Here is a 24,736-nt window from a genome sequence, read left to right as displayed (position 1 = left end):
TCACACAAAACAGCTATTAGTCAGTTCTTTTTTCGTGACGCATCGTATTCTTCTTTCAAAATAGAATAATATACATCGTTGAAATATTCTCCGTTTTTCCATTTGCCCATATGACGCATGACACCTTCCCGTTGCATCCCTATGCGTTCCATTACCTTGCCGGACACTTCGTTGCGCTCATCATAAAGAGCTGCGACACAATCTAGTTTCAACGTCTCAAAAGCATATGCCAGTAATGCTTCTGCTGCTTCTGTCATATACCCTTTACCGTGATAAGTCTTGTTTAAAGCATAGCCCATGATCGCGCGATGATTCTCGTCCTTCACTCGTAAATCAATTGTCCCAATCAATTTACCCGTTTCTTTTACTTCAATGCCATATTTTCCAAACGGATCGGTTAAAAAACATTCGACAATTGCTTCTTCCGTTTTTTCCATTGATGCATGTCGTTCAAAGACAAAATATGTCGTTTCTTCATCGGAGGCATATTCATACATATCCACTGAATCAGCAAGCGTCACCGGCCGCAATAGAAGTCGTTGTGTCTTTATTTTATTATATTTAGCCATCTTAATTTTTATCTCGTTCACTTCCTTGCAACTCCTTATCTGACAGCATAAAATGTGGTTTTAACTTAGTCTGCCCTTACTTTAATTTTAATAAATAAAGATAAATTTTAAAAGTAAATTTAATTTTCAGAAAATATCATGAAAAAAGTTGACTGCTACGATGTATAGCACTATAATATGATAGGCTTCACGCTCGAGATTATTTTTATTATATATTGAAAGAAGGAATCTGCATGTCTGTGACAACCTTGGCTGTCGCTTTGGGTTTTACATTTATTCATATTGGATCAAAGCATTTTAAATTACGCGTATTTACTATTAATCAATTTACATCTTTTGTCGGTGGGATATCACTCGCCTATGTTTTTTTCCATCTCATTCCTACGATTAGAACCTACGAACACGAAGTGATGGAAACGTTCCATATAAATGCAACGAATGCCTCCCATGTTATTTTTGGTTCTATGCTATTAGGTATTATTATTTTTTACTTTTTAGAAGTTGCTTTAAAATCAACTCGTTTAAAAATAATGAGAAACACACAGCCCTCTACAGGGATATTTTGGGCTCATATTGGCTCATACTTTTTGTATAACTTTATTATTGGATTATTATTAGCTACTCAACAATTTACATCCTCAATGACTGCATTGATCTATTTAATAGCTATCGGCTTGCATTTCCTAACCAATGACTGGGTGTTACGTCATCACTTTAAAGCATTATATGACACTTATGGATTAAAACTTCTCGTACTCGGTGTCATAGCTGGTTATCTTTTAGGCGCCAACATTCATGTTTCTCACTTATTGGTGGGATTACTCGAAGCCTTTGTTGCTGGTGGATTAATGCTGAATGCCATTAAAGACGAGTTGCCTGCTTGTCGCGGAAACGGACTCACTTCATTTATGGTGGGCTTATCGCTTTATTCCGTTTTATTGTTATCTATATAATCAAACTGAAAGCCAGAGATTTTTTTCTCTGGCTTTTTTATATCTCTTCAAATTTTTTTTTATCATTACTGAAGAATCCAGTCACATCCCATTTCCATCTCTCAGAACGTTTCCTCATTTTACTTTGCAGCAAAACAATACTGAACCATGTTCCGTACAATAATAGCATGGCAATAAAGAATTTCAGGCCATTAAGCGCAGAATCAGAAAGGTTCATCTGTCTGGTGAATAGCTTCAAAACAATCGGTGCAGCAGCATAGGTAATAATAAAACTTGATAAAATCAAGTAGAGACTGTCTTTTAAAAAATCACTTAATGCGTAATGGTATTTTGTATCCATTAATCCAAAAATAATCAGCTCAATGAGAATAAATGCGACGACCACAAATGACATGAATATATAATTGAAGTTTTCTGAAAAGAGCAGAAACAAAACGGCACTGGAAGGCAAAACAAAGAGGGCTTTATATCTCTTCTTTTTGTCACGCTCAGTTAATTCATTGAATTTTAATATTTCTCTCACCTCATTCTCATTATACACGGAAATTTTCTCTTTTACTAGTTATAAAAAGAAAAAAGAAAACCTTTTCAAACATTATGTTCAACCTGCACACAGACTCTTGTCCTTTCTAGTGAAATCAATTTACAAAAAGACGCCTTCAACTTCAAAGGTTTTCCTTACAACAGTGATTTTTCAAATTAAATCCCCACTGGAAACATTCCGCCTTGAGTGGTCACTTGAGAACGATTTAGTGACTACTCACAAGTGATCTATAATAACGGGTGGGAGCTTGGGGCTTCATATAGTCACGACTCATTATTTACTTCTATACCAGCGGTCACCAGCGGGGCTTATACTTACCGCTCGCGGATTGCTTTTCATCGGGTGGTTACTACTGAGGAGCTATACTTACCGCTCCAAAGCTTTTGATCTTTGACTGGTCACTAATAGGGGTCATTAGTATCAGCATTCGAAAGAGTTAGGCCTGAGTGGTCACTAGTCGATGACGATACTGCCCGCTCCCATGTTGGTGCTCGCTCAGTCGACACTTAAAAAAGTAAGACTGGCCACTCAGGAAACAAAATCATTGGGTTGGCAGTTAACGGTCATTTCTATGATGCTTATCTTCAACTAATTCCCCTTTATTTTAAAGCATCCCGCTGGACTTATTTTAAATATCTCTATTATCAAAACTGAACTGAACATTTGATTTCATACGAGATGGTAGAACAGATCATTTAGCCGTTATAACAAAATAAGCCCTGAAGTCTTGTTTTAATTCTGACTTCAAGGCTTATTTATTAAGATAAGAAAAAACCAGTTATACTAATACCGTTTCTTCAACTATCAGTTTTTTATCGATTGCTCTTTGACGTAACTCCGCTCGGAAATCTGGATGTGCTATTGCAATCAGTGCTTCCGCGCGTTCACTGAACGTTTTCCCGATCAGTTCAGCTTTACCATACTCAGTTACAACTGTATCCACATCATTTTTAGATGTCGAAACAATCGATCCGTGAGCCAGCTCAGATACAATTGTAGAAATCGTATCTTTCTTGGCCGTCGAATATAAACAAATCACTCCACGTCCATCTTTTGTCATACGTACCCCTTTTGTAAAATCAGCTTGTCCGCCTGTAGACGAATATAGCATTCCGCCAACTGATTCAGAATTGCACTGCCCGTAAAAATCCACTTCTACCGATGAATTGATCGACACCAGATTATCTACTTTCGCGATGTTAACTGGGCTGTTCGTTACATCGCATGGAAGCATTACAATATCTTTATTGTTATTCATAAATTCATATAATCGTTTCGATCCAATGGCAAACGTTGAAATCGTTTTTCCTGGAGAAACCGGGTTGTGTTTATTAGTGACCACGCCTAGTTCATATAGATCCACGATTTTGTCCGGAAGCATCTCACTGTAGACACCTAAATCTTTTTTATCCATTATACATTCCATAACTGCATTAGGCATCGAACCAAAACCTATTTGAAGAGTATCTCCATCTTTAACGATGTTACCAATGATGTTGCCGATTTCCAGATCTTTCTCTGACAACTTCGGCGTGGGTAATTCAGGCAGATCCACCGTGTTTTCAATCAAAGCATCCACTTGGCTGATATGAATCCTATTCTTATCTCCAAATGTCCGTGGCATTTTTTCATTCACTTCTAAAATGATCGTTTTGGCATGTTCGATCAGCGAGGCAACATAAGACGGGCTCGTTCCAAGTGAGAAATTCCCTTCATCATCCATCGGAGAAACCGTCGCCATAATCACTGGGTGGGCAGTACGCTTTAACAAGAGAGACGGGATATCTGAAAAGTGATTAGGTAGAAAATCGATGAATCCTTCTCGGTAATATTTACGGTCCGCTCCTGATAAAAAGATAGAGACTTGTTTAAGCTTATGTGGAGAGATGTCTAGAGGTCCAGAACTTGGCAGCATCCGATGTAAATAATTGCCCTCTAGCTTTTTATTTTGGGGAATAGCCTCCAGCAGCATTGGCGGCTCGCCTGGATTGACAGGAAACACGATTTCTTCACCCGGATTTACTAATTGTACTGCTTCTTTTGGAGTCGTTAACTTTTCATTATATAAATTTTTATAATCAGTCATATTTTTTCCTCCGTTCGACTATTTGTCAATTGATTGTTTTATTCACGTGTATTTTAGTCCTGTTTATTGTCGATTGAATACAGCTTTTATTTTTTCAGTAAAAGCGGTCATTCCTTCTTTCTGGTCAGCTGTAGCAAATAATCCGCCGAACAGCTCGGCTTCCATTTCAAGTGCATGGCTCAAGTCCATTTCATATCCGTGATTGATTGCTATCTTACTTGCTTCAATCGCTAAAGGTGCCTGTTTAATAATCGATTGTGCCATCAACCTAGCTTCTGCCATTAAGTTACTTGACTCAGTGATTTTATTTAATAAATTCATATTAAAAGCCTCTTCTGCATTCACCGTTTTAGCTGTATAGATCAGTTCTTTTGCTTTACTTAATCCGACTATTCGGCTTAAGCGCTGGGTACCTCCGAAGCCGGGGATAATGCCTAACCCTACTTCAGGTTGTCCAAATTTCGCATTTTCTGCACCGATACGGACATCACATGCCATCGCCAATTCGCACCCACCACCTAGAGCAAACCCATTGACTGCAGCAATAGAAGGTTGACGCAAGTTTTCAAGCTTGCTGAAGACTTTATTCCCGAATGTTGAAAACTCTCGTCCCTCTGATGCATTTTTATCTTTCATTTCATTGATATCGGCTCCGGCAACAAACGCTTTTTCCCCAGACCCTGTAACGATCAGGACCTGGACCGCCTCATCTTTACCAATGTCTTCAAGAATGATGTTTAACTCTCTGAGCACCTGCATATTCAATGCATTCATATTTTTAGGTCGGTTGATCGTCAGCGTTCCGATTCCCTTGCTTTTACTAAATTTTAACGTGTCATACTTTGTCATATTCATTCTCCTTAAGAATAATTATAGAAGCCGCGACCTGTTTTCCTGCCTAACCTTCCCGCTTCTACATGTTTTTTCAGTAACGGACACGGGCGGTATTTCGAATCATTGAACCCCTCATATAGAACAGTCATGATGGCTAAGCAGACATCCAATCCAATATAATCAGCTAATGCAATCGGTCCCATTGGATGATTGGCACCCAATTTCATTGACTCATCCACTTCTTCCATCGTTGCGATCCCTTCATATACGGTAAAGATTGCTTCATTGATCATGGGAATAAGAATACGGTTCACTACAAATCCAGGAGAATCTGTTACATCGATAGCTGTCTTTCCAATTTTCTCACTCAAATCAAGCACTGTTTCTGCAGTATGCTTATCAGTTGTCAGAGCACGTGTGACTTCAACTAGTTTCATCACCGGAACTGGATTAAAGAAGTGCATGCCGATTGTTTTTTCAGGACGATTAGTGGCATTGGCGATCTCCGTAATAGATAATGAAGAGGTATTACTCGCTAAAATAGTTTCCTCCGGAGCGATTTCGGCTATCTTTTTAAAAATATCCAGTTTGATTGCTTTGTTTTCAGTTGCCGCTTCGATGACCAACTGAACATCTTTAGCATCTGAATAGTCTGTCGATACTTTTAGTCGACTGATGATCTCATCTTTTTCTTTCTCAGTTTTCCGTTCTTTCGTTACATCTTTTTCCAATCGTTTGATGATCGATTGCTGACCTCTTTCAACAAACTCCATTTTTATATCATTTAAAATAACTTCATAGCCGTTTTCAGCCAACACTTGGGCAATTCCGCTCCCCATGGTCCCAGAACCGATCACCATCACTTTGCTGATTTCCATAAACTGATTATCTTCCTTTCTTTTTATGCAAAATTCATTTTTTAGATTTTTTCCAAACACTTATTTTCTATTGATACCTTAAAGCCAGTTACGCGCCAGCAAGGATTTCTGCGTATCGTTTCCGCCCCCATAAATCTGAGTCAGCTCAGCATCTCTTACATAACGCTCAATACTATTGTTCCGCATGACCCCATACCCTCCAGTTAAATGTAAGGCAGTCTTAGCTGTTTCTACCGCAACAGAAGTTGCTTTTAGTTTCACCATACTATGGAGGACAGAATCTTTCGGATCGAAAATTTCTATTTTATCCAGAAGAGCTTTTGCTGCAAATAATTCAGTATAGGCATCGGCCATTTCAAATTGATTGTTCGGGAGATCGATCAGTCGCTTTCCAAACTGACGGTCCTTTTGCATATACTTCATTGCCTGCTCAAAAACTCCTTCAGCAATCCCGATCGCTTGGGCTGCTACGTATAACTTGTTGGAATTTTTTACGGCATAGCATGCGTCCTCGCCTAAAGCTTTCCCCCCAAGTACGTTTTCTTTAGGTACTTGAACATTTTGAAATGATAGAGAAGCGACAGGTAATCCGCGAATCCCCATTTTTTCTTCTTGAACTCCGACAGAAAACCCTTTCATTTCAGGGTTGACAAGAAAAATTCCATAACCCTTTTCTCCATTTATAAATTCCATCCGACTGACCACTGAATAAATGGACGCTTCACCAGCATTGGATATATAATGCTTGCTCCCAGTAAGTTCCCAGCAGTCTTCTTTTTCGATTGCTTTCGTCTCGATCTGAGATATATCACTTCCTGATTCGATTTCATTGAATGCATAGGCTCCCAATTGTTGCCCATTAAGTAAATCAGGTAGATATTTCCTCTTTTGTTCATCTGTCCCATACATATATAAAGGAGTGATCCCAAAAGACAGTTGAGTCAGCAGGACGCTTGCTGTAGAGGCACAAGCTGTCGACACAGTTTTTATGATCGATAAAACATCCTTCAAAGATCCTCCAAGCCCGCCTTGTTCACGAGTGAAAGGAATACGCAATACGCCCAAATCCGCTAAATAATCAAATGACTCTCTTGGAAAACAGTCATTTTGATCATATTCTTTTGCTTTTTCCTTCAATTCGGATCCTGCATAGCGAAAAACAGATTCCGAAATGTCTGTGATTGAACGTATTGCCATCCCAATTCCTCCTTTTAATGTTGTTTCCCTTTTTGTACTTTAGTATACTTATCTCTCAACGATTACTGACATTCCTTGACCGCCACCGATACAAAGGGTAGCCAATCCGTATTGAGAGTCGCGTTTTTCCATTTCATGAAGTAAAGTGACTAAAATCCGTGCACCGCTTGCTCCGATCGGATGACCTAAGGCAATCGCCCCACCGTTGACATTGACGATGTCTGTATCGAATTCCAAGTCAGTTATTACACTTAAGGCCTGCGCTGCAAATGCTTCATTTGCTTCGATCAAGTCCAAATCCCCAACAGATAAGTTTGCTTTTTCCAGTGCTTTTCGTGTAGCTGGAATAGGACCACATCCCATTATTTCAGGTTCTACGCCTGCACTTGCATAAGACTTGATTGTAGCTAACGGCTTCAGTCCAAGTTCTTCCGCTTTTTCTCGACTCATCATAATAAGTGCCGCTGCCCCATCATTCAAGCCTGATGAGTTCCCTGCAGTGACTGACCCGCCATCCTTCTTAAATGCTGGTCTTAGTTTACTCATAGATTCCATAGTCGTTCCAAATCTCGGATATTCATCGGTATCTACTGTAATCGGATCCCCTTTTCTTTGAGGAATTTCAACAGGAACAATTTCTTCTTTAAATCGATTTGATTTTATGGCTTGCTCTGCACTGTTTTGACTGCGTACAGCTAGTTCGTCCTGCTGTTCTCTTGTGAATTTGTATTTTTCTACGATGTTTTCTGCAGTTACTCCCATGTGAATGTCACTAAAAGCATCAACTAATCCATCTTTCAACATGGTGTCTACCATTTTTCCATCGCCCATTCGTTTTCCCCAGCGACTATCCTGCAGTACATAGGGTGATTGACTCATGCTTTCTGTTCCACCGGCTATGACCACGTCGCTGTCTCCAAGTAGGATCGACTGAGCAGCTAGAGCGACTGTTTTCAATCCTGATCCACATACTTTATTGATGGAAAATGATGGTTTACTTTTTGGAATGCCTGCTTTTACCGCTACCTGACGGGCAACGTTCTGGCCGAGTCCCGCACTTAAAACGTTACCAAAAATAAGTTCATCTACTTCTTCGGGTTTAAGATTTATTCTTTCCATTGCTTTCCTTACGACAAGAGCCCCAAGGTCTACTGCTGAAACATCTTTCAATGCTCCACCGAAACTTCCAAGTGGGGTTCTTACTGCTTCTACAATTACTGCTTCACGCATGAATAATTTCCTCCAGTATAAGTTTAAACGGTTAAATGTAAGTTAAAGTGTAAGTTGTAAAACGCGAGTGAAACGTTTACAAGCCCATATTATCAACCATCAAGCCCCTCGTCTACCAAGCAATTATTAAGGCATCTATAAGCTCAATTAATAGTTGCCTTGGCATTCAAACTCATTGCATACTCCTGTTTTCACAATGATTTACGCTAACTGTTTATTCAAAAAAAAAACAGCCAAACAACTGTTAATAACAGTGCATTGGCTGTAACCACATACTGAATTTAAAAGTAATTTTTAAATTCGGTAAAGTATATTTTTTCACTATCTTATATAAATAAACATTTTAATATAAACTATACATTTTCTTTTATTTATCATGAGCCGATAAACCCTCAATCGATCGGTTGATAAAAGTAACTCAGCATCGATTCGTGGATAAACGTTTCCACAGGTGTATACGAGGGTTTTACTGGTCTACAGAGCATGACGTTAAATGGAATCGGATCATCAAAAGGTTTCATTACAACCTGCTCGTTGTTCAAATACCGTTTGATCGGTGCGGGTAAAATAGAAACAATTTCTGAATGATTCGTTGTTTCCACTAGAAAATCCCACGAAGCAGCTGTCAGAGTCACTTCGGCCTTTGATTTTTTCATTCGAATCTTGTCTTTGACCAGTCGATTGGTTATAAAAGATTCCCTGAAGGTTCCGATCTGAAAATTATCCAGGTCTTTCCATTTAATCGATTCCTGGCTTGCCAAGGGATGTTTTGGATTCATGAACGCAATATATTCATCGATTTGAATGACATGTTCTTCATATGATTTAGAATCTAAATCGGTCGGTGCAACTAGCACAGCGTAATCTAAGTCTTTTTCAAAAAACATTCGCTTCAACTCATACGACCCTTCTTCAACCAATTCGATTTTAATATCAGGATTTTCTATGATGAATTTCGAGAAAAAATTAGTGAAAAGCACGGTCAATATTAATGACGGAAGGCCGATGCGAATCGTTCCTTTTTGCTTGGCTGCTTCTTTTCTGATCATATCTTCCATTTCTTTATGCATACTAACAATTTCCAGAGCATGTTTGTAAACTCTTTTCCCGCTGGATGTGGGACCATCCAGTCTCCCGTTTTTCCGAACAAACAATTCGACTTCTTCATCTTTTTCAAAATGAGTAATAAACTGACTTAATGCGGATTGAGAGATGTGAATACGTTTGGCCGCTACCGAAAGATTACAGCCACATTCTATAATGGTAATAAAATATTTCATTTGAGTAATGTCCATCGGTTCCCCTCCTTACTATTCTTAATCTTTTTTAATTATCTTAATAAGTATAGCAGTTATTTGGATAAAGCGGTAACAAGTTCAAATTAATTCTACTAAAACTTACTGCCTCTGTCTTCTATTGTTATGAATCCATTTCAGTAAAAAACGCTCCCCCGACTGCGCTGGATAATTCAACAGCTCTGTTGGGAAGCGTTTAGTTTTACTGTTTCAAGAAAAGAATGGACCTTTGATTACATACTGCCGTTTAATTACATTGACTATTTTCAAATAAATGCGCTTTTACCTGTCAGATGTCTGCCAACGATAAGAGCATTGATCTCATGCGTGCCTTCATAGGAATAAATGGCTTCCGCATCAGTAAAGAAACGGGCAACATCTGTATCCAATGTGATCCCATTTCCACCGACAACTTCCCGTGCCAACGCTACTGTTTCACGCATACGTAGTGCATTATGCATTTTAGCAAGTGAAGAATTGACTTCGATGTAGTTTCCTTCTTCTTGCATCTGTGCCAGACGGACAGAATATGATAAGCAAGCATTTACGTTTGCCTGCATGATAGCCAGCTTCTCTTGAACCAATTGGAATGACCCCAATTTCTTACCAAACTGTTCACGCTGTTTAACGTATTTCAAGGCCGCTTCAAACGCACCGGCAGCTAAACCTGTTGCCAAATGTGAAATGTCTGCTCGAGTCGTGCGAAGGATAGCTGATACATCTTTAAAGGAATTGACATTCACTAAACGACGATCATCCCCTACTCTAACGTCTTTCATGGTGATGTGTCCGTTTGGAAGCATGCGTAAAGATATTTTATTTTTGATGTTTTCAACAGATAAACCTTCCGCCTGACCCGGCACAATAAAGGCTTTAACCTGCTTATCTTCTTCGTCACGAGCAAAGATAACGATCTCATCCGCTTTATCCGCTCCACCGATCCAGCGTTTCTCTCCGTTTATTACCCAGGTATCCCCTTCGCGTCGTGCACTTGTTGACAGCCCACCTGCGATATCTGATCCATGTTCAGGTTCGGTCAGACCAAAACACGTACTGTATTCGAATGATGTCACCTTCGATGCCCAGCGTTCGATTTGCTCTTCAGAACCTCCGTATAACAACGAAGCATAAAATAGTCCCCCATGAACGGTGTAGAAAGTCGCAATACTTGGATCCATTTTAGCCAGTTCAAAGTACCTGAATACATTAAACAACTCACTCGTCTTCATCTCATCTTCACGGCCTGAAAATAGTTTTGGATCGTCCATAAAACGTGTTTTAGCCACTTCATTCCAGGCTTGATAAGGAAATTTAGCATTTTCATAATGGTCATTGATCACTGGATAAACATGTTCCTCCAGTGCCTTACGCATATTATTCAGCACGTCAAGTTCACCCTCTGTAAGTCCACTTGAATATTCAAAAAGATCTGTTGGATAAAAGTCCTTTACATTGATTCGTTCTTTCATCATAGTTTTTTCCATGAGATTGATCTCCTTTTAGTTTTATTTTCCACTCCATTTCATACATTTCCACTCATACTTTAACCGCTTACAAGACTAGATTAACTCACTTTGTCCAAGTTAGTCTACTTACCAATAGTAATAGAAGCTATTAGTTCAACTAATTATTCAGTCGAAAGCCAATGCATAAGTGCATAGAATCATTAAAGCAATAGCTGACTTACCATATACGAGTCAAAAAAGAGTACATAACTACTCATAATCATTTGAGTATATAGAAAAAAGAGCTGTTATCTTTTCTGATAACAGCTCTTTTAATCTATATGAATCGATTTATATAGATTCAGACACCGCTACGTACTTATTAGCGCGTTTCATATATAACATAATCAATGCAATCCCCATGATTGCCATTACCGTAGAGATACTCAGTGCCATGGAATAACTTCCAGTTGATTCTCTGATAGTTGAAGCAAGAGATGGTCCTAGAAGTGCAGCAATCCCATATGCCGTGAACATCCATCCATAGTTGGCCGCTGCTTTAGATGCTCCCCAGTTTTCGGCAGTGATGCCCGGGAAAGATCCCAGAAATCCACCAAATGACAGGGCAATAAATATCAATCCAAGAACACCTGCTACAACTCCAAGCGTTTCAGTTAAATTCAACATTATTAAGCCTGTTCCGGAAACGACAAACATGGTTGCGACCGTTTTATATCTTCCAATTCTGTCAGATACCGATCCCCAGAAAATTCTTCCGATCGTATTTGCCAGTCCTACGACCATAACGATGATTGCTCCTGCTCCCAGAGAGTAATACTCTGCCAGGTTTGCTGCGTGTCCAATGATCATCATTCCACTTGTAGCTGCAAAGGTGTAAACCCCCCACAATATCCAAAAATCAGTATCACGAAGCATTTCTTTGTACGTGCTATCTTTTTCTGAAACTACACCTGCCACCTGTGGTTTTGCAGGAGGATTTTCCATTATAAATGAGGCTGAACAAATGACTACAAATAAAATCCCGCCTAGAATCTTGAATGTATCATTGACGCCGATACTGTCGATCATACTTTTTGCTATTGGTGCCAAGATAATTGCCCCTGAACCAAAGCCGGCTGCTGTCAAACCGCCTGCCAACCCTTTTTTATCAGGGAACCATTTCATGGTCAGTGCTGTTACCGTACCATACCCGGCTCCAATGCCAAGACCCAGGATCAGTCCGTAAGTGAGGTATAACATGGGAATGCTATTGACGAAACCTGTCGCAAACATTCCTACACCAAATAAAATGCCTGATGCGAATACTATTTTCTTCCCGCCATGTTTATCTACGATCGGCCCACAGATTATCATCCCCACCGGGACCATTGCAAAAGAAATACTGAAAGCCAATGATGTGTCACTCAATGCCCAATCAGGATTGACGTCCAGTAATGCTGACTGAAAAACCGACCACGCGTACCCGGCTCCGAGTGATAGATTGATAACGATAGCCGCCATCAAAATGAGCCATCTGTTTTTCTGTTTTTTCATATTTTTTCCTCCTATGAGTTGTATATTGCACTCTATTTCACCCTTACATCCACTTTTAGTTTAACCGCTTACAATATAGATTAACTTACTTTATCTTTATCCGTCTACTTACCAAAAGTTATAGAAACTATTAGTTTGATTAATCAAACCAATTACCACATATCCAACCTACCTCTTTTCAAACTAAGAATCTGGTTCCAACAGGTTTGAACCCAAACAGATAATTAGCGATTCATACTTTTGGACTTTTCTAATAACTATTTATTGGATCGATATATTTTTCTTTGGAGCGTCCTAACGATGACACGATTTCTTTCCCTTCATTGTCCCATTTGATCATTCGATAATAGGCATCATGATAGAAAATGAACGCATAATTATTTTCATATGCTTCTTTCATCCACTTCTCCTTGGCAAAAAGAGCATCCATAGGGTAGTCATCATAGGCCATTACCCATAAAGGATTTTGATGCGCATGCGTAGACATGATGTCCGCCATATGTATCAGGGTCTCGTTATTCTGGGTCAATCTAATAATCGCATGACCATCACTGTGACCTCCTGTATGAATCATCTCAATGCCTTTTGCTGGTTCACACTTTTCTTTATAAGTGATCACCTGATCATGAATGGCTTTCCAGTTTTCTTTCCAGTAGGTACTTTTCGAGCGACTGTTGGGATCCCTTACCTCATCCCATTCTTTTTCATTCACATAAATTTCCGCATTTGGAAAGACGGATACAAATTTTCCGTTTTCAAAACGTGTCAGACCACTTGCATGATCAAAATGCATATGTGTCATCAGCACAACATCGATTTCTTCTTCTGTAAGTTCAAATTCAGTTAAGTTTTCTTTAACTTTAGACTCTTCACGTACACCAAAATTCCGCTTTTTTTTGTCCGTAAACTTCCCATTTCCAATACCTGTATCGATCAGATAATTTTTGTTACAGTATTGGATGAGTATGGGATCAGTGGCCTGTTCGATCTGATTAAACTCGTTTGCCGGGTACCGTTTACTCCAAAGTGGTTTAGGTACTACGCCAAATATAGCTCCTCCATCAAAAGATACAACTCCACCTTCCAGCCAGTACAGCTTCATATCGTGAAATATCAATTTATCCAAACTCTTCACTCCTAAAATAATAGTATTAACAGAGTTCATGGTAAACGGTATCATTGATTGAATCCAATTAGAATTTTTAAACACTTCTATTAATGCAGCTTAGAGCATACTTATACGGTGGGATCAGCGAGCATTTAAAAAGCCCCTAAGATTGAAGTCACAACCTTAGGGGCTTTGATTATAATGATGATCCTGATCAGATAAACAGATAATGTTGATCAGGCTGTATTGTTTTTACTGGCTTTTCTGTTGCTCTGCATGATACTCCATGAACGTTTGATGGTCCCCAGCAAGTTTGTATCAGAGTAAATCAAGACGTTGGAACGATAGAAAGCCAAGGATATGATCGAAATCACAACGGCAAAACCAACTGTTCCAAAGATCGATAGCCAAATGCCAAAAGTAGAAACAGTCCCGGCTGCTATCCTGAACGGCATGACAAACGGTGTAAAGAGCGGGATATATGAGAACACTGCGACAAATGAATTATCCGGCGCACTTAAAGCAAACATGCCCACATAGAACCCGGTCAATGCCAGGAAGACGATCGGCGTGACGGCCTTATTCACATCTTCCATCTTGGTGGCTAAGGACCCGAAGAAAGCAGCCAGTACCACATACATCAGCACGCCTGCAATAAAGAAGATGAGGGTATAACCCATCAGCTCCTGCAATATGCTGGCTATATCCAAACCGCCAACAATGTCTTGAATGAATTGAAAATCTCTGAAGTAGAGATAAGCAGCACCCCCAACCAAAGCATAAATAGCTAACTGTGTTAAGAGGATCAGCATGACGCCCGTCAGTTTGCCAAAGAAGTGATTCGTTGCACTGGCACTGGATAAAATCACTTCCATAATGCGCGTGCCTTTTTCGTTGGCAACTTCTTCGGCAATGATACCGGCATAAGTCATGATAAAGATCATGATGGCAATACTGACAAAGTAAGCCCCGCCTTGTTGAATAAACTGATCAGCAAAATCCTCTTCCGCAAGAGTTCCTTCATCAATACTCACCAATCGATTTTCCAGAAGTGCAGGTTCTGAAAGAGCCTGCATTGCTTCTGGTGCCAAGTCCAGTTGATCGGCTCTTAACATCGTTTGATAGGTCGATAAGGCTTCTTGTATCATTGGTACCTGATCTGATAATTCATTCGTGTGGACAAGTTCTGCCTGGATCGTTCCGTCCACAACCTCCGCTACGAGGTAACCTCCAATGGATTCATCCAGTAACGCTTCTTCTGCTTCCTGTTCAGTCTCGATTGCTTCATTCACTTCGAGGGTCCACTCTTCGTTTGAAAAGAGCTGATTGATGCCTTCGTCTTCTGCAATAACAGCAATCGGCAAGTCAGGGGTCTGCTGTTCTTCTTGGGAGAAGTAATAAGTCAATCCGGCGATGAAGGCCACGACAATAAGTGGCGACAGCACCATGATGAGAAAACCGAAAGATTTGATATTCTTTTTATATACTTCTTTTGTGATCACCCAATATTTATTCATTCTTTTCACCAGCCAATCGTTTAAAAATCTCTTCCAGGGTCGGTGGCTGTTGACTAAAGGTTGGAATATACCCGTTTTTAGTCGCGGCATCGAAAATAGCCTTTCCGTCTTCTGTTTCAGTTAAGTAAACGACGTCAATGCCATCGTTTGTTTTCTCAACGCTCTTGACACCGGGGAATAGGTGCAATTCCTCAGGGGTCAAGTCTGATTCCAAAAAGAGCTTGGTCCGACCAAATTGTTGCCGGATATCCCTGACTGTTCCATTCAGGACCGGTTTACCATCTTTCAACATGATCAAGCTGTCACACAACTCTTCAATATTATTCATATTATGACTGGAGAAAATAATACATGCGCCGTTTGCCTTCGCTTCTCTGATCCCGTCTTCTAGCAATTCAGCATTTACAGGATCTAGTCCGCTGAAGGGTTCGTCAAGGATGATTAATTCCGGTTGATGGATCAAGGTAGATATCAACTGTACTTTCTGCTGATTACCCTTGGATAGTGTTTTAACTTTATCTGTTTTCTTTCCTTTTACTTCAAATCTATCCAACCACTGATCGATCAACGGTTTGATCTCACTCTTTTTCTTGCCACGCAACTGGGCAAAATAGAGCAATTGGTTTTCGATAGAAACCTTTGGATACAGACCGCGTTCCTCTGGCAAGTAGCCTATTTTATCGAACGTCTTTGTTGTTAAATGATGCTCATTCCAGAACACATCACCTTTATCCGGAGTGAGTAACTTTAATATGATCCGAAACGTCGTGGTCTTACCTGCACCATTTTGACCGATCAAACCCATGATTTCGCCCGGTTTAATGGTGAAATTCAAATCATCCACTGCCGTGAGCGACCCGAACGTTTTCTGTATGTCTTTTACTTCTAACATGTCTCTCCTTCTTTCTGTTTTTTATGTATTGTTCGCTGGTTGATACTGAAGATCTTATGAACGATTCTATTTTACGATATCTTCATTGTAAATTCATCCGTCCAAAGGACCATTTTCAGGATAAGCTTGTTCTCCTTATCCATCCAAAGTTAAAATATATCTATTTCATTATAAACGTTTTATAGTGTAATGGAAAGTTTGATCTTATCTGTAATCATCCGTTCTATTGGTATTTCCTGAAACCCCTTTCTCTTTTCCCTATACAAAAAGAGGTCTAGACACGTGGCCTAGACCTCTCATAACTATTCATTGCGATTAAGGCAACAACTAACCTTCCACTATTTTCACGTAAAACGTTCGCTGTCTCGGTCCGTCAAACTCTGTGAAGTAGACGCTCTGCCAGGTACCGAAGATCAATTTCCCATCATGGATGATCAGCGACTCACTGGCACCGATCAGAGAAGCTTTCATGTGTCCATCAGAATTCCCTTCCATATGGACATAATAAGCATGGTTCGGAAACGTCTCATCGAGTGCGCGCTTCAAATCCGTTTTAACATCCGGATCTGCATTTTCATTGATTGTGATTCCCGCTGTCGTATGTGGGCAATAAACGAGCATCATACCTTCGCGCACGCCACTTTCTTCGAGTGCTTCATTCAGATATGAATCCAATCGTTTGAATTCCTGCTTATCTTGCGTCGACAAACTGAATTTTCTTAAATAACTCATCAGATCCCCCCTCTACTTATATCATAACTAAAGAAATCGTCTCCTTCAAAGGAAATGACCGAGATGTCTAGCTGGAAGCATCATCAAACTTTTTCGATCCATCCTTCTGGCGCCTCGATATCCCCGAACTGTATACCGACCAACTCATTATAGAGCTGCACCGTTACAGGACCTACTTCATCTTCAGAATAGAACACATGGAAGTCGTCTCCTACTTGTAATCCTCCGATCGGCGCAATTACAGCAGCTGTGCCGCAGGCTCCGGCCTCTTTGAACTGATCAAGTTTGTCGACATAGACATCCCCTTCTCTGACGGTTAAGCCCAGGCGATTTTCAGCCAGCCACATGAGTGATCTCTTTGTAATGCTAGCCAGTATAGAAGGTGATACAGGTGTCACGAATTCATTGTCATGGGTGATGCCAAAGAAGTTGGCCGCACCGACTTCTTCGATTTTAGTTTGAGTCGCTGGATCCAGATATACGGCATCACTAAACTGACGATCTTTGGCTTCTTTACCCGGAAGCAGGCTTGCGGCGTAGTTTCCGCCTACTTTTGCTGCCCCAGTTCCTCTAGGTGCCGCACGATCATATGTGCTGACTAAGAAATTTGAAGGTTTTAGTCCGCCTTTAAAATAAGCCCCGACTGGCATAACAAAAACAGAAAAGATATACTCGTCTGCTGGTTTGACCCCAATATTATCTCCTACACCGATCATAAATGGGCGAATGTAGAGTGAACTGTTGGTCCCGTATGGTGGAATCCAGTCTTCATTTGCTCGGACAACGTTTTTCACTGCTTCTATGAACTTATCCTCTGGAAATGTTGGCATAAGCAAACGAGAACAGCTTCTATTCAATCGTTGCGCATTCTCATAGGGCCTAAAGAGATTGATCGACCCGTCTTTAGCACGGTAGGCTTTCATGCCTTCAAAACACTGCTGACCATAATGTAAAGCCGTAGAGCCCTCAGAAATGTGCAGCTTGTTATCCGTAGTGAGGGTCCCTTCTTCCCACTGACCTTCTTTATAATGCGAGATGAACCGGAAATCTGTTCTAATATAAGAGAAACCTAAATTCTCCCAATCCAATTGTTTCGTTTCTTTTTCATTTATCATCATAATTTCCCCCATTTTTTCCTTAAATTCTCTCACGGCTTTATTATACCAAAAATTCAAGGAGGACGTCTTTGACGATTTATAGAGTTAACCTATTCAAGTAAAGTATGATAAACTGAAAGAAACTGAGTCAAAGGATGATAAGTATGAAAATAGGTTTCATTGGTTTCGGAAATATGGCAAAAGCAATTGCCAAAGGCTTGATTGATAACAATGTCTTAACAAGAGAAAATATTTATTTTTCCACTCGATCAAAAGAAACACGTCTGGCTGTTGAAAAAGACTGGGCAATAAATGGGTTGGAGTCCAATCAAGCTGTCATCGATCACTCAGATGTCATTGTACTGGCTGTCAAACCTCACCAAGTGACTGACGTACTAAACGGCTTGGATTTCTCTTCTGACGTGCTGCTTTTATCCATTGTTGCCGGTTATTCAAGTGAGCAATTACATCACTATATTTCACCAGAAAACTGCATACGAACAATGCCTAATTTAAATGCACAGGTGAACGCCTCCATGACGGCACTTGTTGAAAATGAACAAGTGAGAGAAGAAGATATGAAAAAAGCAGAAATGATTTTTTCGGCTGTAGGCGAAACGGTTATTGTTTCAGAGGACCAGCTGGGTATCTTTATTGCTTTAGCAGGAAGCTCGCCGGCCCTCGTATTTCTCTTCATCGACACGTTAGCTCGCACGGCTGTAAAGCACGGCATGCCCAAGGATAAAGCAACCAAAATCGCAGCACAGGCTGTTTTAGGCAGTGGAAAAACCGTCAAAGAATCGTCAGAATCACCGTGGAATTTAATCGATCAGGTTTCTTCACCGGGAGGTATCACCGTAGAAGCTGTACTGAGTTTACTTGAAGGCGATTTTTCTTCCTCTCTTATTAAGGCCGTTGATACCATGATCGAGAAAAATGAAGAAATGACAAGCAGAAACACGAAATAAGCTAAAAGACCACACTTCAAAGTAGTTGATACTTTGAAGTGTGGTCTTTTTATTTTTCCTTTTGTTTATTTTTCTTTTTCTCTTCTCTCAACTGTTTAAAAAAAGTCGTCAGTAATGATCGGCATTCTTCTTCCATTACTCCACTGTGGACCTCACACTGATGATTCAGCCGCTCATCCTCTAAAACGGTCATTAATGTCCTGACTGCTCCACCTTTTAGATCACCGGGCCCATAATAGACACTCTTCAAGCGGGCCAGTACGATTGCACCACTACACATCACGCATGGTTCTAACGTTACGAATAAATGACAGTCTTCTAAGCGCCAATTTCCTAAGTTTTTATTTGCTTCTTGTATCGCAAGCATTTCGGCATGGGTGGTTGCATTTTGTGAGGACTCTCTCTGGTTGTATCCTCTCCCAATGACTTCTCCATCTTTGACAATAACAGCTCCGATAGGTACTTCGCCTATGTTTTCAGCTTTCTTTGCTTCTTCAAGTGCCTCGGTCATCCATCTTTCTATTTCCTCTTGAGTGAATTCTGACATGTCTACTCGCTCCATTTTCAAACTTTCTTCTATTACCGTTTGTTTAATAAAATACGAAACAATGGTAAAATAAGAATAGCATAATTAAGGAGGAAATACATTGGAATTTTCCAAGTTAAAAAAACTCTATCCTACAGCAACATTAAGTAAATACCCATTTGTGGAAGAGGACACCCTCCGTATTCCGTACAAAAACCAATGGATCCACATTCCAAAACGACTATTAGATGAAAAAGAAATCCAGGTGCTTGATCTTTTAAAAGAAGAGATTCAGCCCGCTACATTTCCATCTTCTCATTCAAAATGGTTCAACTATATTGAAGGGAATAGAGAATATCCTCCACAGACAAGCCATCCCGTTCGTCTGATTCAATTAGTTATAGAAAAAATCGATGATCAGTTTGATTATTCTATTTGGATCGATTCGATTACTCATTTATTTGAGCCTGTCCTGGACGTTTTTTTTATAACTCAAGAAACGTGCTATGTTATTCAGGATAATACAGCTCAACCTGTGAATCAGGAGGAGATATACGGGATGTTAAAAACGCTGGAAGACGATTTTTCCATTCGCACAAATGCGTACATCGGGCAATTCTGGCAGCCCGATCATTCACTGAAAAACGTCTTTAAAGAGGAACAGCGTATCTTTCAGGAAGAAGCTTCTCACTTACACGACCGTATCTGTTCCCTGCCCGATGTAGCTTTAAGACACTTTACGAAAGAAGCCATGTTTCGCAGTGTGGTGATGCAGGAACTAAAAAAACAGATTGATGAACAAGTAGAATGGAAAGAGTTGATCGTCGCTCTCTGGGAAAGCCAGGGCAATATCAGTGTCGCAGCCAAACATCTTTTCATACACAGGAATACCCTGCAGTATCGTATGGATCGTTTTTACGAAACGACTGGATTATCTCTAAAAAATATGAACGATTTACTTTTGTGTTACTTACTCGTCTTATAATCAAGACAATCAAAAAAGAGACTCAGCTGAGTCTCTTTTTTTGTGTTATCTTTTTAATTTTTTCATTGCTTTTTTCGTGTCTTTTTTCTTGTCATGCATAAAATCTTTTAAATCATCAGTCATATGAGAAAATTTATTTTCCAAATCATTTACCTTATCTACTGTCCCCAGTAGTGTATTTACTTCATCATCTGATAATTTATTCACGAGATTTTTAGCTTTTTTGTTGCCATGAAACTTATTTCCCACATAATATTTTGCTCTATAACGATTGAAAACTGATTTCGTCTTGGTCTTGGCTGAATCCGAGGTGAAAAAGAAAGTGAATAAACCTACTAAAAATGCTACACCTACTCCAATTAAAATATTTTTTTGGTTGTCATCTAGCTGTTGATCATGATACATACTATCTCCATCCTTTCGTCTATTGAATGTAATCATCTTATCAAAAATGAAGGCGTAATACCAAAGATAACTATTATCAAACATCAATCCGAAAATAACAAAAGACTGAGCTTTTAAAAGTAGTGAATTGTTTTCCCACTTTAAAAACTCAGTCTTATAACTGATAATTAACTTTTCGAACAAAAGAGAACGTTTTTAGAGCTTCTTCACTAACACTGTTCTCTATTTATTTTTTGTTAATTTCTTTTTTTTACTACTTGCGGATTCTCTTACCTTGAGCGTGATTTCTCCTTTTGAAGCGCCAATGGTAACCTTATCTCCCAGACTGATTTCTCCTGCTAATAGCGCTTCGCTCAATACATCTTCAAATTTATTTTGAATGGCTCGTTTGAGCGGGCGTGCACCGTATTCCGGGTCAAAGCCAACATCAGCGATCACATCCATAGCCGCATTGGTTATTTTCAACTCTATCCCCAGTTCACCCATACGATTGATGATGTTTTTCGTTAATAATTGAACGATTTCCCTTAATTCATCTTTTTTCAGTGATTGGAAAACAATGGTATCATCGACACGATTTAAGAATTCGGGACGGAATGTGTTTTTCAATTCTTCACGAATCCGTTTTTCCATCGCATCATGATCGAAGCGTTTATCCACCGCGCCAAATCCAACTGATTTCTCATCACGCAAGGCTGTTGCACCCAAGTTGGATGTCATGATCAAAATAGTGTTTTTAAAGTCTACTTTTCGTCCTTTGCCATCTGTGAGCAAGCCATCATCCAATACTTGAAGTAAAATATTAAAGACATCCGGGTGTGCTTTTTCTACTTCATCAAGTAAAATCACAGAATATGGTTTCTGACGGATTTTTTCAGTTAACTGTCCACCTTCATCGTATCCAACGTAACCCGGAGGTGCACCGACCAGACGACTTGTAGTGTATTTTTCCATATATTCAGACATATCTACACGAATTAGCGCTTCTTCGCTACCAAACATGGCTTCAGCTAAAGCCTTTGCTAATTCAGTTTTACCGACACCTGTTGGACCCAGGAACATGAATGAACCAATCGGACGATTGGGATCTTTCAAGCCGCTGCGAGCACGTCTGATTGCTTTAGATACAGCAACGACTGCTTCTTCTTGTCCTACGACGCGCTGATGCAGGACTTTTTCAAGCTGCAGGAGACGCTCGCTCTCTTTTTGCTCCATTTGATTGACCGGTATGCCTGTCCATTGCGAAACGACTTCAGCTATGTCCGATGCGTTTACTTCTAGGCGGTCATCGTCTGATTTTTCCCCTTGCTTGATAATTTTTTCCAGCTTTTTACGCTGACGTGCTTCTTTTTCTCTGATCAAAGCGGCGCGTTCAAAATTCTGTGATTGAATAGCCTCTTCTTTTCTTTTAATTAAATCTTCCAACATTTCCTTTGCTTTCGATAACGGCGTGGGGGTATCACTTTGATCCATTCTTACCTTTGAAGCAGACTCGTCCATCAAATCAATGGCTTTGTCCGGTAATTGTCTGGAAGTAATGTAGCGCACTGAAAAATAAACAGCAGCCCTTATGGCCTCGTCAGTGATAGATACATCATGATGCTCTTCATAACGTTCTCTTAATCCAAACAAAATTTCTTCAGCTTCTATTTCTGTTGGCGGATCAACATGAATGGATGCAAATCGTCGCTCTAAAGCTGCGTCTTTTTCAATGTGTTTCTGATACTCATCTAAAGTAGTCGCACCAATTGTCTGTAACTCACCACGAGCTAAGGCTGGTTTCAATATATTGGAAGCATCGATCGCTCCTTCAGCTCCACCTGCACCAATAAGCGTGTGTAACTCGTCGATAAACAGGATGACGTTTCCATCATGATAAATCTCGTCAATGATTTTTTTCATGCGCTCTTCGAATTCACCACGGTACTTTGTTCCAGCAACGAGTGAGCCCATGTCGAGTGTCATTAGTCGTTTATCTGCTAATGCAGGGGGCACTTCACCCGCAATGATTTTTTGGGCTAATCCTTCGGCTATGGCTGTTTTACCAACACCCGGTTCACCTACAAGTACGGGATTATTTTTCGTCCGACGACTTAATATCTGAATGATCCGTCTGACTTCTTTGTTTCTGCCCACAATAGGATCCAGTCGATCTTCACGTGCCTGCTGGGTTAAATCACGTGCTAATGAGTCTAATGTAGGTGTGCCACTGGATGGTTCCTGATTTGATTTAACAGTACGTCTTCCACCTATTTTACTTCTGGAACTTTTTTGTTGTGCACCGAGTTTTTTCAGAACCAATTGTCTCGCTTTTGCCAGGTTGATATCAAGATTATTCAGTATCTTGGCTGAAAGAATGTCTTCATCCCGCAATAAACCTAATAATAAATGCTCTGTACCCACAAGCGGTCTTTTCATTCGTCGCGCTTCATCAGTCGCATATTTTATGATTTGTCTCGCTCTTGGTGAATAAGGAAGAATAGCATGTTTTGGTACAGGTTCAGTTGTTCCATAGCTGGCAAAATGTTCGATTTCATCCTTTACATCCTGTTCTGTTATATTTAACTCTCTCAATGTCATACCTGCAATACCTTCATCTTCAATAACTAGCCCCAACAAAAGATGTTCGGTTCCCACTGTACGATGGCGGAAGGATTTTGCTTCTTCTTGTGCTATTAGTAGGGCTTTTTTAGCTTTATCTGTAAATAATTCATTCATAGTTGTTAGTCCGCCTTTCTATTATTGGGCTCTTCATATCGTAAATTAGCGAGCATCGAGCGAAGTAAATTAGCTCGAACTCGATTATCGGTCACACGATCACCCGTATATAGCGACTTATCCATCGCCACTATCATTAATTTAGCTTCACGTTTACTAATAATTTCATCATCGAACAATTTCTGGACAACAGATTTGGCATCTCTTTCGAAAATGCTATTACCAATAACTTCAATCATCGTATTGAGCATATCTGACTCATCTAATACTTGCACTTTAATAATACGAATATAGCCACCACCACCACGTTTACTTTCTACAATGTATCCCTTTTGGATTGTAAAGCGTGTATTGATGACGTAATTAATTTGCGAGGGTACACAATCAAATAATTCTGCAATCTCACTCCGTCTAATTTCTACTTGTTCTTTTTGATTCAACACTTTCTTAAGATAGGCTTCAATGATATCTGTCATATTTTTATTATCCATTATGATTACTTAAAGAGTTTAACTTGAAAAGATTTTTATTAATAAAAAAACGATCAAGTACTCTTTCTGTTCCCTCCTTTACACATGACTCTTTTGAGGAACGTCATTAGTTTGACTATTTTTGACTAATAATAATTATACCAATAAATAATCCAAATTAAAAGAGAGAAGACATCTGAGTTTTAGGAGTTTTGGATATAATAAAAAAAAAGTAATCTTAGATTTAATCTAAGATCACTTTTCACCTATTTTAATTCAACGCGCCCTAAAGGACTTGAACCTTCAACCGCCTGATTCGAAGTCAGGTGCTCTATCCAATTGAGCTAAGGGCGCATTAGGTATATGAAGCCAATATTTAAGGGATGAGCCGTGCAGGATTCGAACCTGCGACCCTCTGATTAAAAGTCAGATGCTCTACCAACTGAGCTAACGGCTCTGAAAGAAATGGAGGTTAACGGGCTCGAACCGCTGACCCTCTGCTTGTAAGGCAGATGCTCTCCCAACTGAGCTAAACCTCCAAAAAAAGGTTTAAAAGATAAAAAAAAAGAGCTGCACGGCAACGTCCTGCTTTCACAAAGGGAAACCCTTCACTATCCTCGGCGCTGGGAAGCTTAACGGCTGTGTTCGGAATGGGAACAGGTGGATCCTTCCCGCCATCGCCACCGCACAGTGACTCTTCTTATTTAGATGAGAACCTTGTTCTCTCAAAACT

The 24,736-nt window shown here is 39.9% G+C and carries 23 protein-coding genes, 3 tRNA genes and 1 rRNA gene; 4 read left to right on the top strand and 23 right to left on the bottom strand.

Annotation, left to right across the window (positions count from 1 at the left end; translation table 11 throughout):
* Positions 1 to 20 precede the first annotated feature (20 nt).
* Entirely contained in the window at positions 21 to 590 is a 570-nt protein-coding gene (locus ACO1PF_RS08255; protein WP_423188583.1) for a GNAT family N-acetyltransferase, read from the bottom strand.
* A gap of 212 nt (positions 591 to 802) precedes the next feature.
* On the opposite strand from ACO1PF_RS08255, the gene ACO1PF_RS08250 reads away from it, so the two are divergent.
* Positions 803 to 1,522: a hypothetical protein gene (locus tag ACO1PF_RS08250; protein ID WP_423188582.1), complete on the top strand. Its 720-nt coding sequence runs from the start codon at positions 803 to 805 to the stop codon at positions 1,520 to 1,522.
* A gap of 37 nt (positions 1,523 to 1,559) precedes the next feature.
* On the opposite strand, the gene ACO1PF_RS08245 is transcribed toward ACO1PF_RS08250, so the two are convergent.
* A complete protein-coding gene (locus ACO1PF_RS08245; RefSeq protein WP_423188581.1) occupies positions 1,560 to 2,063 on the bottom strand; it encodes a hypothetical protein in 504 nt (167 codons plus the stop codon).
* A gap of 463 nt (positions 2,064 to 2,526) precedes the next feature.
* Between ACO1PF_RS08245 and ACO1PF_RS08240 the strand changes: the two genes are divergently transcribed.
* Positions 2,527 to 2,658, top strand: a complete 132-nt coding sequence (locus tag ACO1PF_RS08240) for a hypothetical protein (protein WP_423188580.1) — start codon at positions 2,527 to 2,529, stop codon at positions 2,656 to 2,658.
* Positions 2,659 to 2,844: 186 nt separating this feature from the next.
* Here the strand turns inward: ACO1PF_RS08240 and ACO1PF_RS08235 are convergent, their stop codons facing one another.
* From ACO1PF_RS08235 to ACO1PF_RS08175, 13 genes are all read right to left on the bottom strand, one after another.
* The gene (locus ACO1PF_RS08235) at positions 2,845 to 4,152 is read right to left on the bottom strand and encodes an acetyl-CoA hydrolase/transferase family protein (RefSeq protein WP_423188579.1); all 1,308 of its coding nucleotides are present in this window, start codon (positions 4,150 to 4,152) and stop codon (positions 2,845 to 2,847) included.
* A 63-nt stretch (positions 4,153 to 4,215) separates the two neighbouring features.
* Positions 4,216 to 5,001: an enoyl-CoA hydratase-related protein gene (locus tag ACO1PF_RS08230; protein WP_423188578.1), complete on the bottom strand. Its 786-nt coding sequence runs from the start codon at positions 4,999 to 5,001 to the stop codon at positions 4,216 to 4,218.
* Positions 5,002 to 5,012: 11 nt separating this feature from the next.
* Positions 5,013 to 5,864: a 3-hydroxybutyryl-CoA dehydrogenase gene (locus tag ACO1PF_RS08225; RefSeq protein ID WP_423188577.1), complete on the bottom strand. Its 852-nt coding sequence runs from the start codon at positions 5,862 to 5,864 to the stop codon at positions 5,013 to 5,015.
* A gap of 78 nt (positions 5,865 to 5,942) precedes the next feature.
* Positions 5,943 to 7,061 carry an acyl-CoA dehydrogenase family protein gene (locus tag ACO1PF_RS08220; RefSeq protein ID WP_423188576.1) on the bottom strand — a complete coding sequence of 373 codons (1,119 nt, stop codon included), beginning with the start codon at positions 7,059 to 7,061 and terminating at the stop codon, positions 5,943 to 5,945.
* Positions 7,062 to 7,109: 48 nt separating this feature from the next.
* Positions 7,110 to 8,291, bottom strand: a complete 1,182-nt coding sequence (locus ACO1PF_RS08215) for an acetyl-CoA C-acetyltransferase (protein WP_423188575.1) — start codon at positions 8,289 to 8,291, stop codon at positions 7,110 to 7,112.
* A gap of 392 nt (positions 8,292 to 8,683) precedes the next feature.
* Complete coding sequence (locus ACO1PF_RS08210) at positions 8,684 to 9,586, bottom strand: LysR substrate-binding domain-containing protein (RefSeq protein WP_423188574.1); 903 nt, start codon at positions 9,584 to 9,586, stop codon at positions 8,684 to 8,686.
* Between the two features lie 266 nt (positions 9,587 to 9,852).
* Complete coding sequence (locus ACO1PF_RS08205; RefSeq protein ID WP_423188573.1) at positions 9,853 to 11,070, bottom strand: acyl-CoA dehydrogenase family protein; 1,218 nt, start codon at positions 11,068 to 11,070, stop codon at positions 9,853 to 9,855.
* A 312-nt stretch (positions 11,071 to 11,382) separates the two neighbouring features.
* Positions 11,383 to 12,585 (bottom strand): L-lactate MFS transporter, encoded by a 1,203-nt coding sequence (locus ACO1PF_RS08200; protein WP_423188572.1) that lies wholly within the window; start codon positions 12,583 to 12,585, stop codon positions 11,383 to 11,385.
* Between the two features lie 250 nt (positions 12,586 to 12,835).
* The gene (locus tag ACO1PF_RS08195; protein WP_423190531.1) at positions 12,836 to 13,750 is read right to left on the bottom strand and encodes a YtnP family quorum-quenching lactonase; all 915 of its coding nucleotides are present in this window, start codon (positions 13,748 to 13,750) and stop codon (positions 12,836 to 12,838) included.
* 179 nt (positions 13,751 to 13,929) lie between these two features.
* Positions 13,930 to 15,210, bottom strand: coding sequence for an ABC transporter permease (locus ACO1PF_RS08190; protein ID WP_423188571.1), 1,281 nt, complete (start codon positions 15,208 to 15,210; stop codon positions 13,930 to 13,932).
* The gene (locus ACO1PF_RS08185) at positions 15,203 to 16,102 is read right to left on the bottom strand and encodes an ABC transporter ATP-binding protein (RefSeq protein ID WP_423188570.1); all 900 of its coding nucleotides are present in this window, start codon (positions 16,100 to 16,102) and stop codon (positions 15,203 to 15,205) included. Before ACO1PF_RS08185 ends, ACO1PF_RS08190 begins: the two co-directional genes overlap by 8 nt.
* Positions 16,103 to 16,429: 327 nt before the next feature.
* Entirely contained in the window at positions 16,430 to 16,834 is a 405-nt protein-coding gene (locus ACO1PF_RS08180) for a secondary thiamine-phosphate synthase enzyme YjbQ (protein WP_423188569.1), read from the bottom strand.
* Positions 16,835 to 16,917: 83 nt separating this feature from the next.
* Positions 16,918 to 17,949 carry a branched-chain amino acid aminotransferase gene (locus ACO1PF_RS08175; protein WP_423190530.1) on the bottom strand — a complete coding sequence of 344 codons (1,032 nt, stop codon included), beginning with the start codon at positions 17,947 to 17,949 and terminating at the stop codon, positions 16,918 to 16,920.
* 146 nt (positions 17,950 to 18,095) lie between these two features.
* Between ACO1PF_RS08175 and proC the strand changes: the two genes are divergently transcribed.
* Positions 18,096 to 18,899 (top strand): pyrroline-5-carboxylate reductase, encoded by an 804-nt coding sequence (gene proC, locus ACO1PF_RS08170; RefSeq protein ID WP_423188568.1) that lies wholly within the window; start codon positions 18,096 to 18,098, stop codon positions 18,897 to 18,899.
* 49 nt (positions 18,900 to 18,948) lie between these two features.
* Here the strand turns inward: proC and tadA are convergent, their stop codons facing one another.
* Entirely contained in the window at positions 18,949 to 19,446 is a 498-nt protein-coding gene (tadA, locus tag ACO1PF_RS08165) for a tRNA adenosine(34) deaminase TadA (protein ID WP_423188567.1), read from the bottom strand.
* Positions 19,447 to 19,546: 100 nt separating this feature from the next.
* On the opposite strand from tadA, the gene ACO1PF_RS08160 reads away from it, so the two are divergent.
* Positions 19,547 to 20,410, top strand: a complete 864-nt coding sequence (locus ACO1PF_RS08160) for a helix-turn-helix domain-containing protein (RefSeq protein WP_423188566.1) — start codon at positions 19,547 to 19,549, stop codon at positions 20,408 to 20,410.
* Positions 20,411 to 20,455: 45 nt separating this feature from the next.
* Here the strand turns inward: ACO1PF_RS08160 and ACO1PF_RS08155 are convergent, their stop codons facing one another.
* The 7 genes from ACO1PF_RS08155 to rrf all read right to left on the bottom strand — a co-directional run bounded on the left by ACO1PF_RS08155 (position 20,456) and on the right by rrf (position 24,691).
* Entirely contained in the window at positions 20,456 to 20,815 is a 360-nt protein-coding gene (locus tag ACO1PF_RS08155; RefSeq protein WP_423188565.1) for a hypothetical protein, read from the bottom strand.
* 222 nt (positions 20,816 to 21,037) lie between these two features.
* Positions 21,038 to 23,533, bottom strand: a complete 2,496-nt coding sequence (locus ACO1PF_RS08150; protein WP_423188564.1) for an ATP-dependent Clp protease ATP-binding subunit — start codon at positions 23,531 to 23,533, stop codon at positions 21,038 to 21,040.
* A 5-nt stretch (positions 23,534 to 23,538) separates the two neighbouring features.
* Positions 23,539 to 24,024 (bottom strand): CtsR family transcriptional regulator, encoded by a 486-nt coding sequence (locus tag ACO1PF_RS08145; RefSeq protein ID WP_423188563.1) that lies wholly within the window; start codon positions 24,022 to 24,024, stop codon positions 23,539 to 23,541.
* Between the two features lie 259 nt (positions 24,025 to 24,283).
* Positions 24,284 to 24,357: transfer RNA gene (locus tag ACO1PF_RS08140), tRNA-Arg, on the bottom strand.
* 30 nt (positions 24,358 to 24,387) lie between these two features.
* A tRNA-Lys gene (locus tag ACO1PF_RS08135) sits at positions 24,388 to 24,460 on the bottom strand.
* Between the two features lie 9 nt (positions 24,461 to 24,469).
* Positions 24,470 to 24,542: transfer RNA gene (locus ACO1PF_RS08130), tRNA-Val, on the bottom strand.
* 33 nt (positions 24,543 to 24,575) lie between these two features.
* Positions 24,576 to 24,691 (bottom strand): 5S ribosomal RNA (rrf, locus tag ACO1PF_RS08125).
* Positions 24,692 to 24,736: the final 45 nt, after the last annotated feature.

Source organism: Alkalibacterium sp. f15, from assembly GCF_049389645.1.
Classification (GTDB): Bacteria; Bacillota; Bacilli; order Lactobacillales; family Carnobacteriaceae_A; genus Alkalibacterium.
This window is presented reverse-complemented; position numbering and strand designations above follow the sequence as displayed.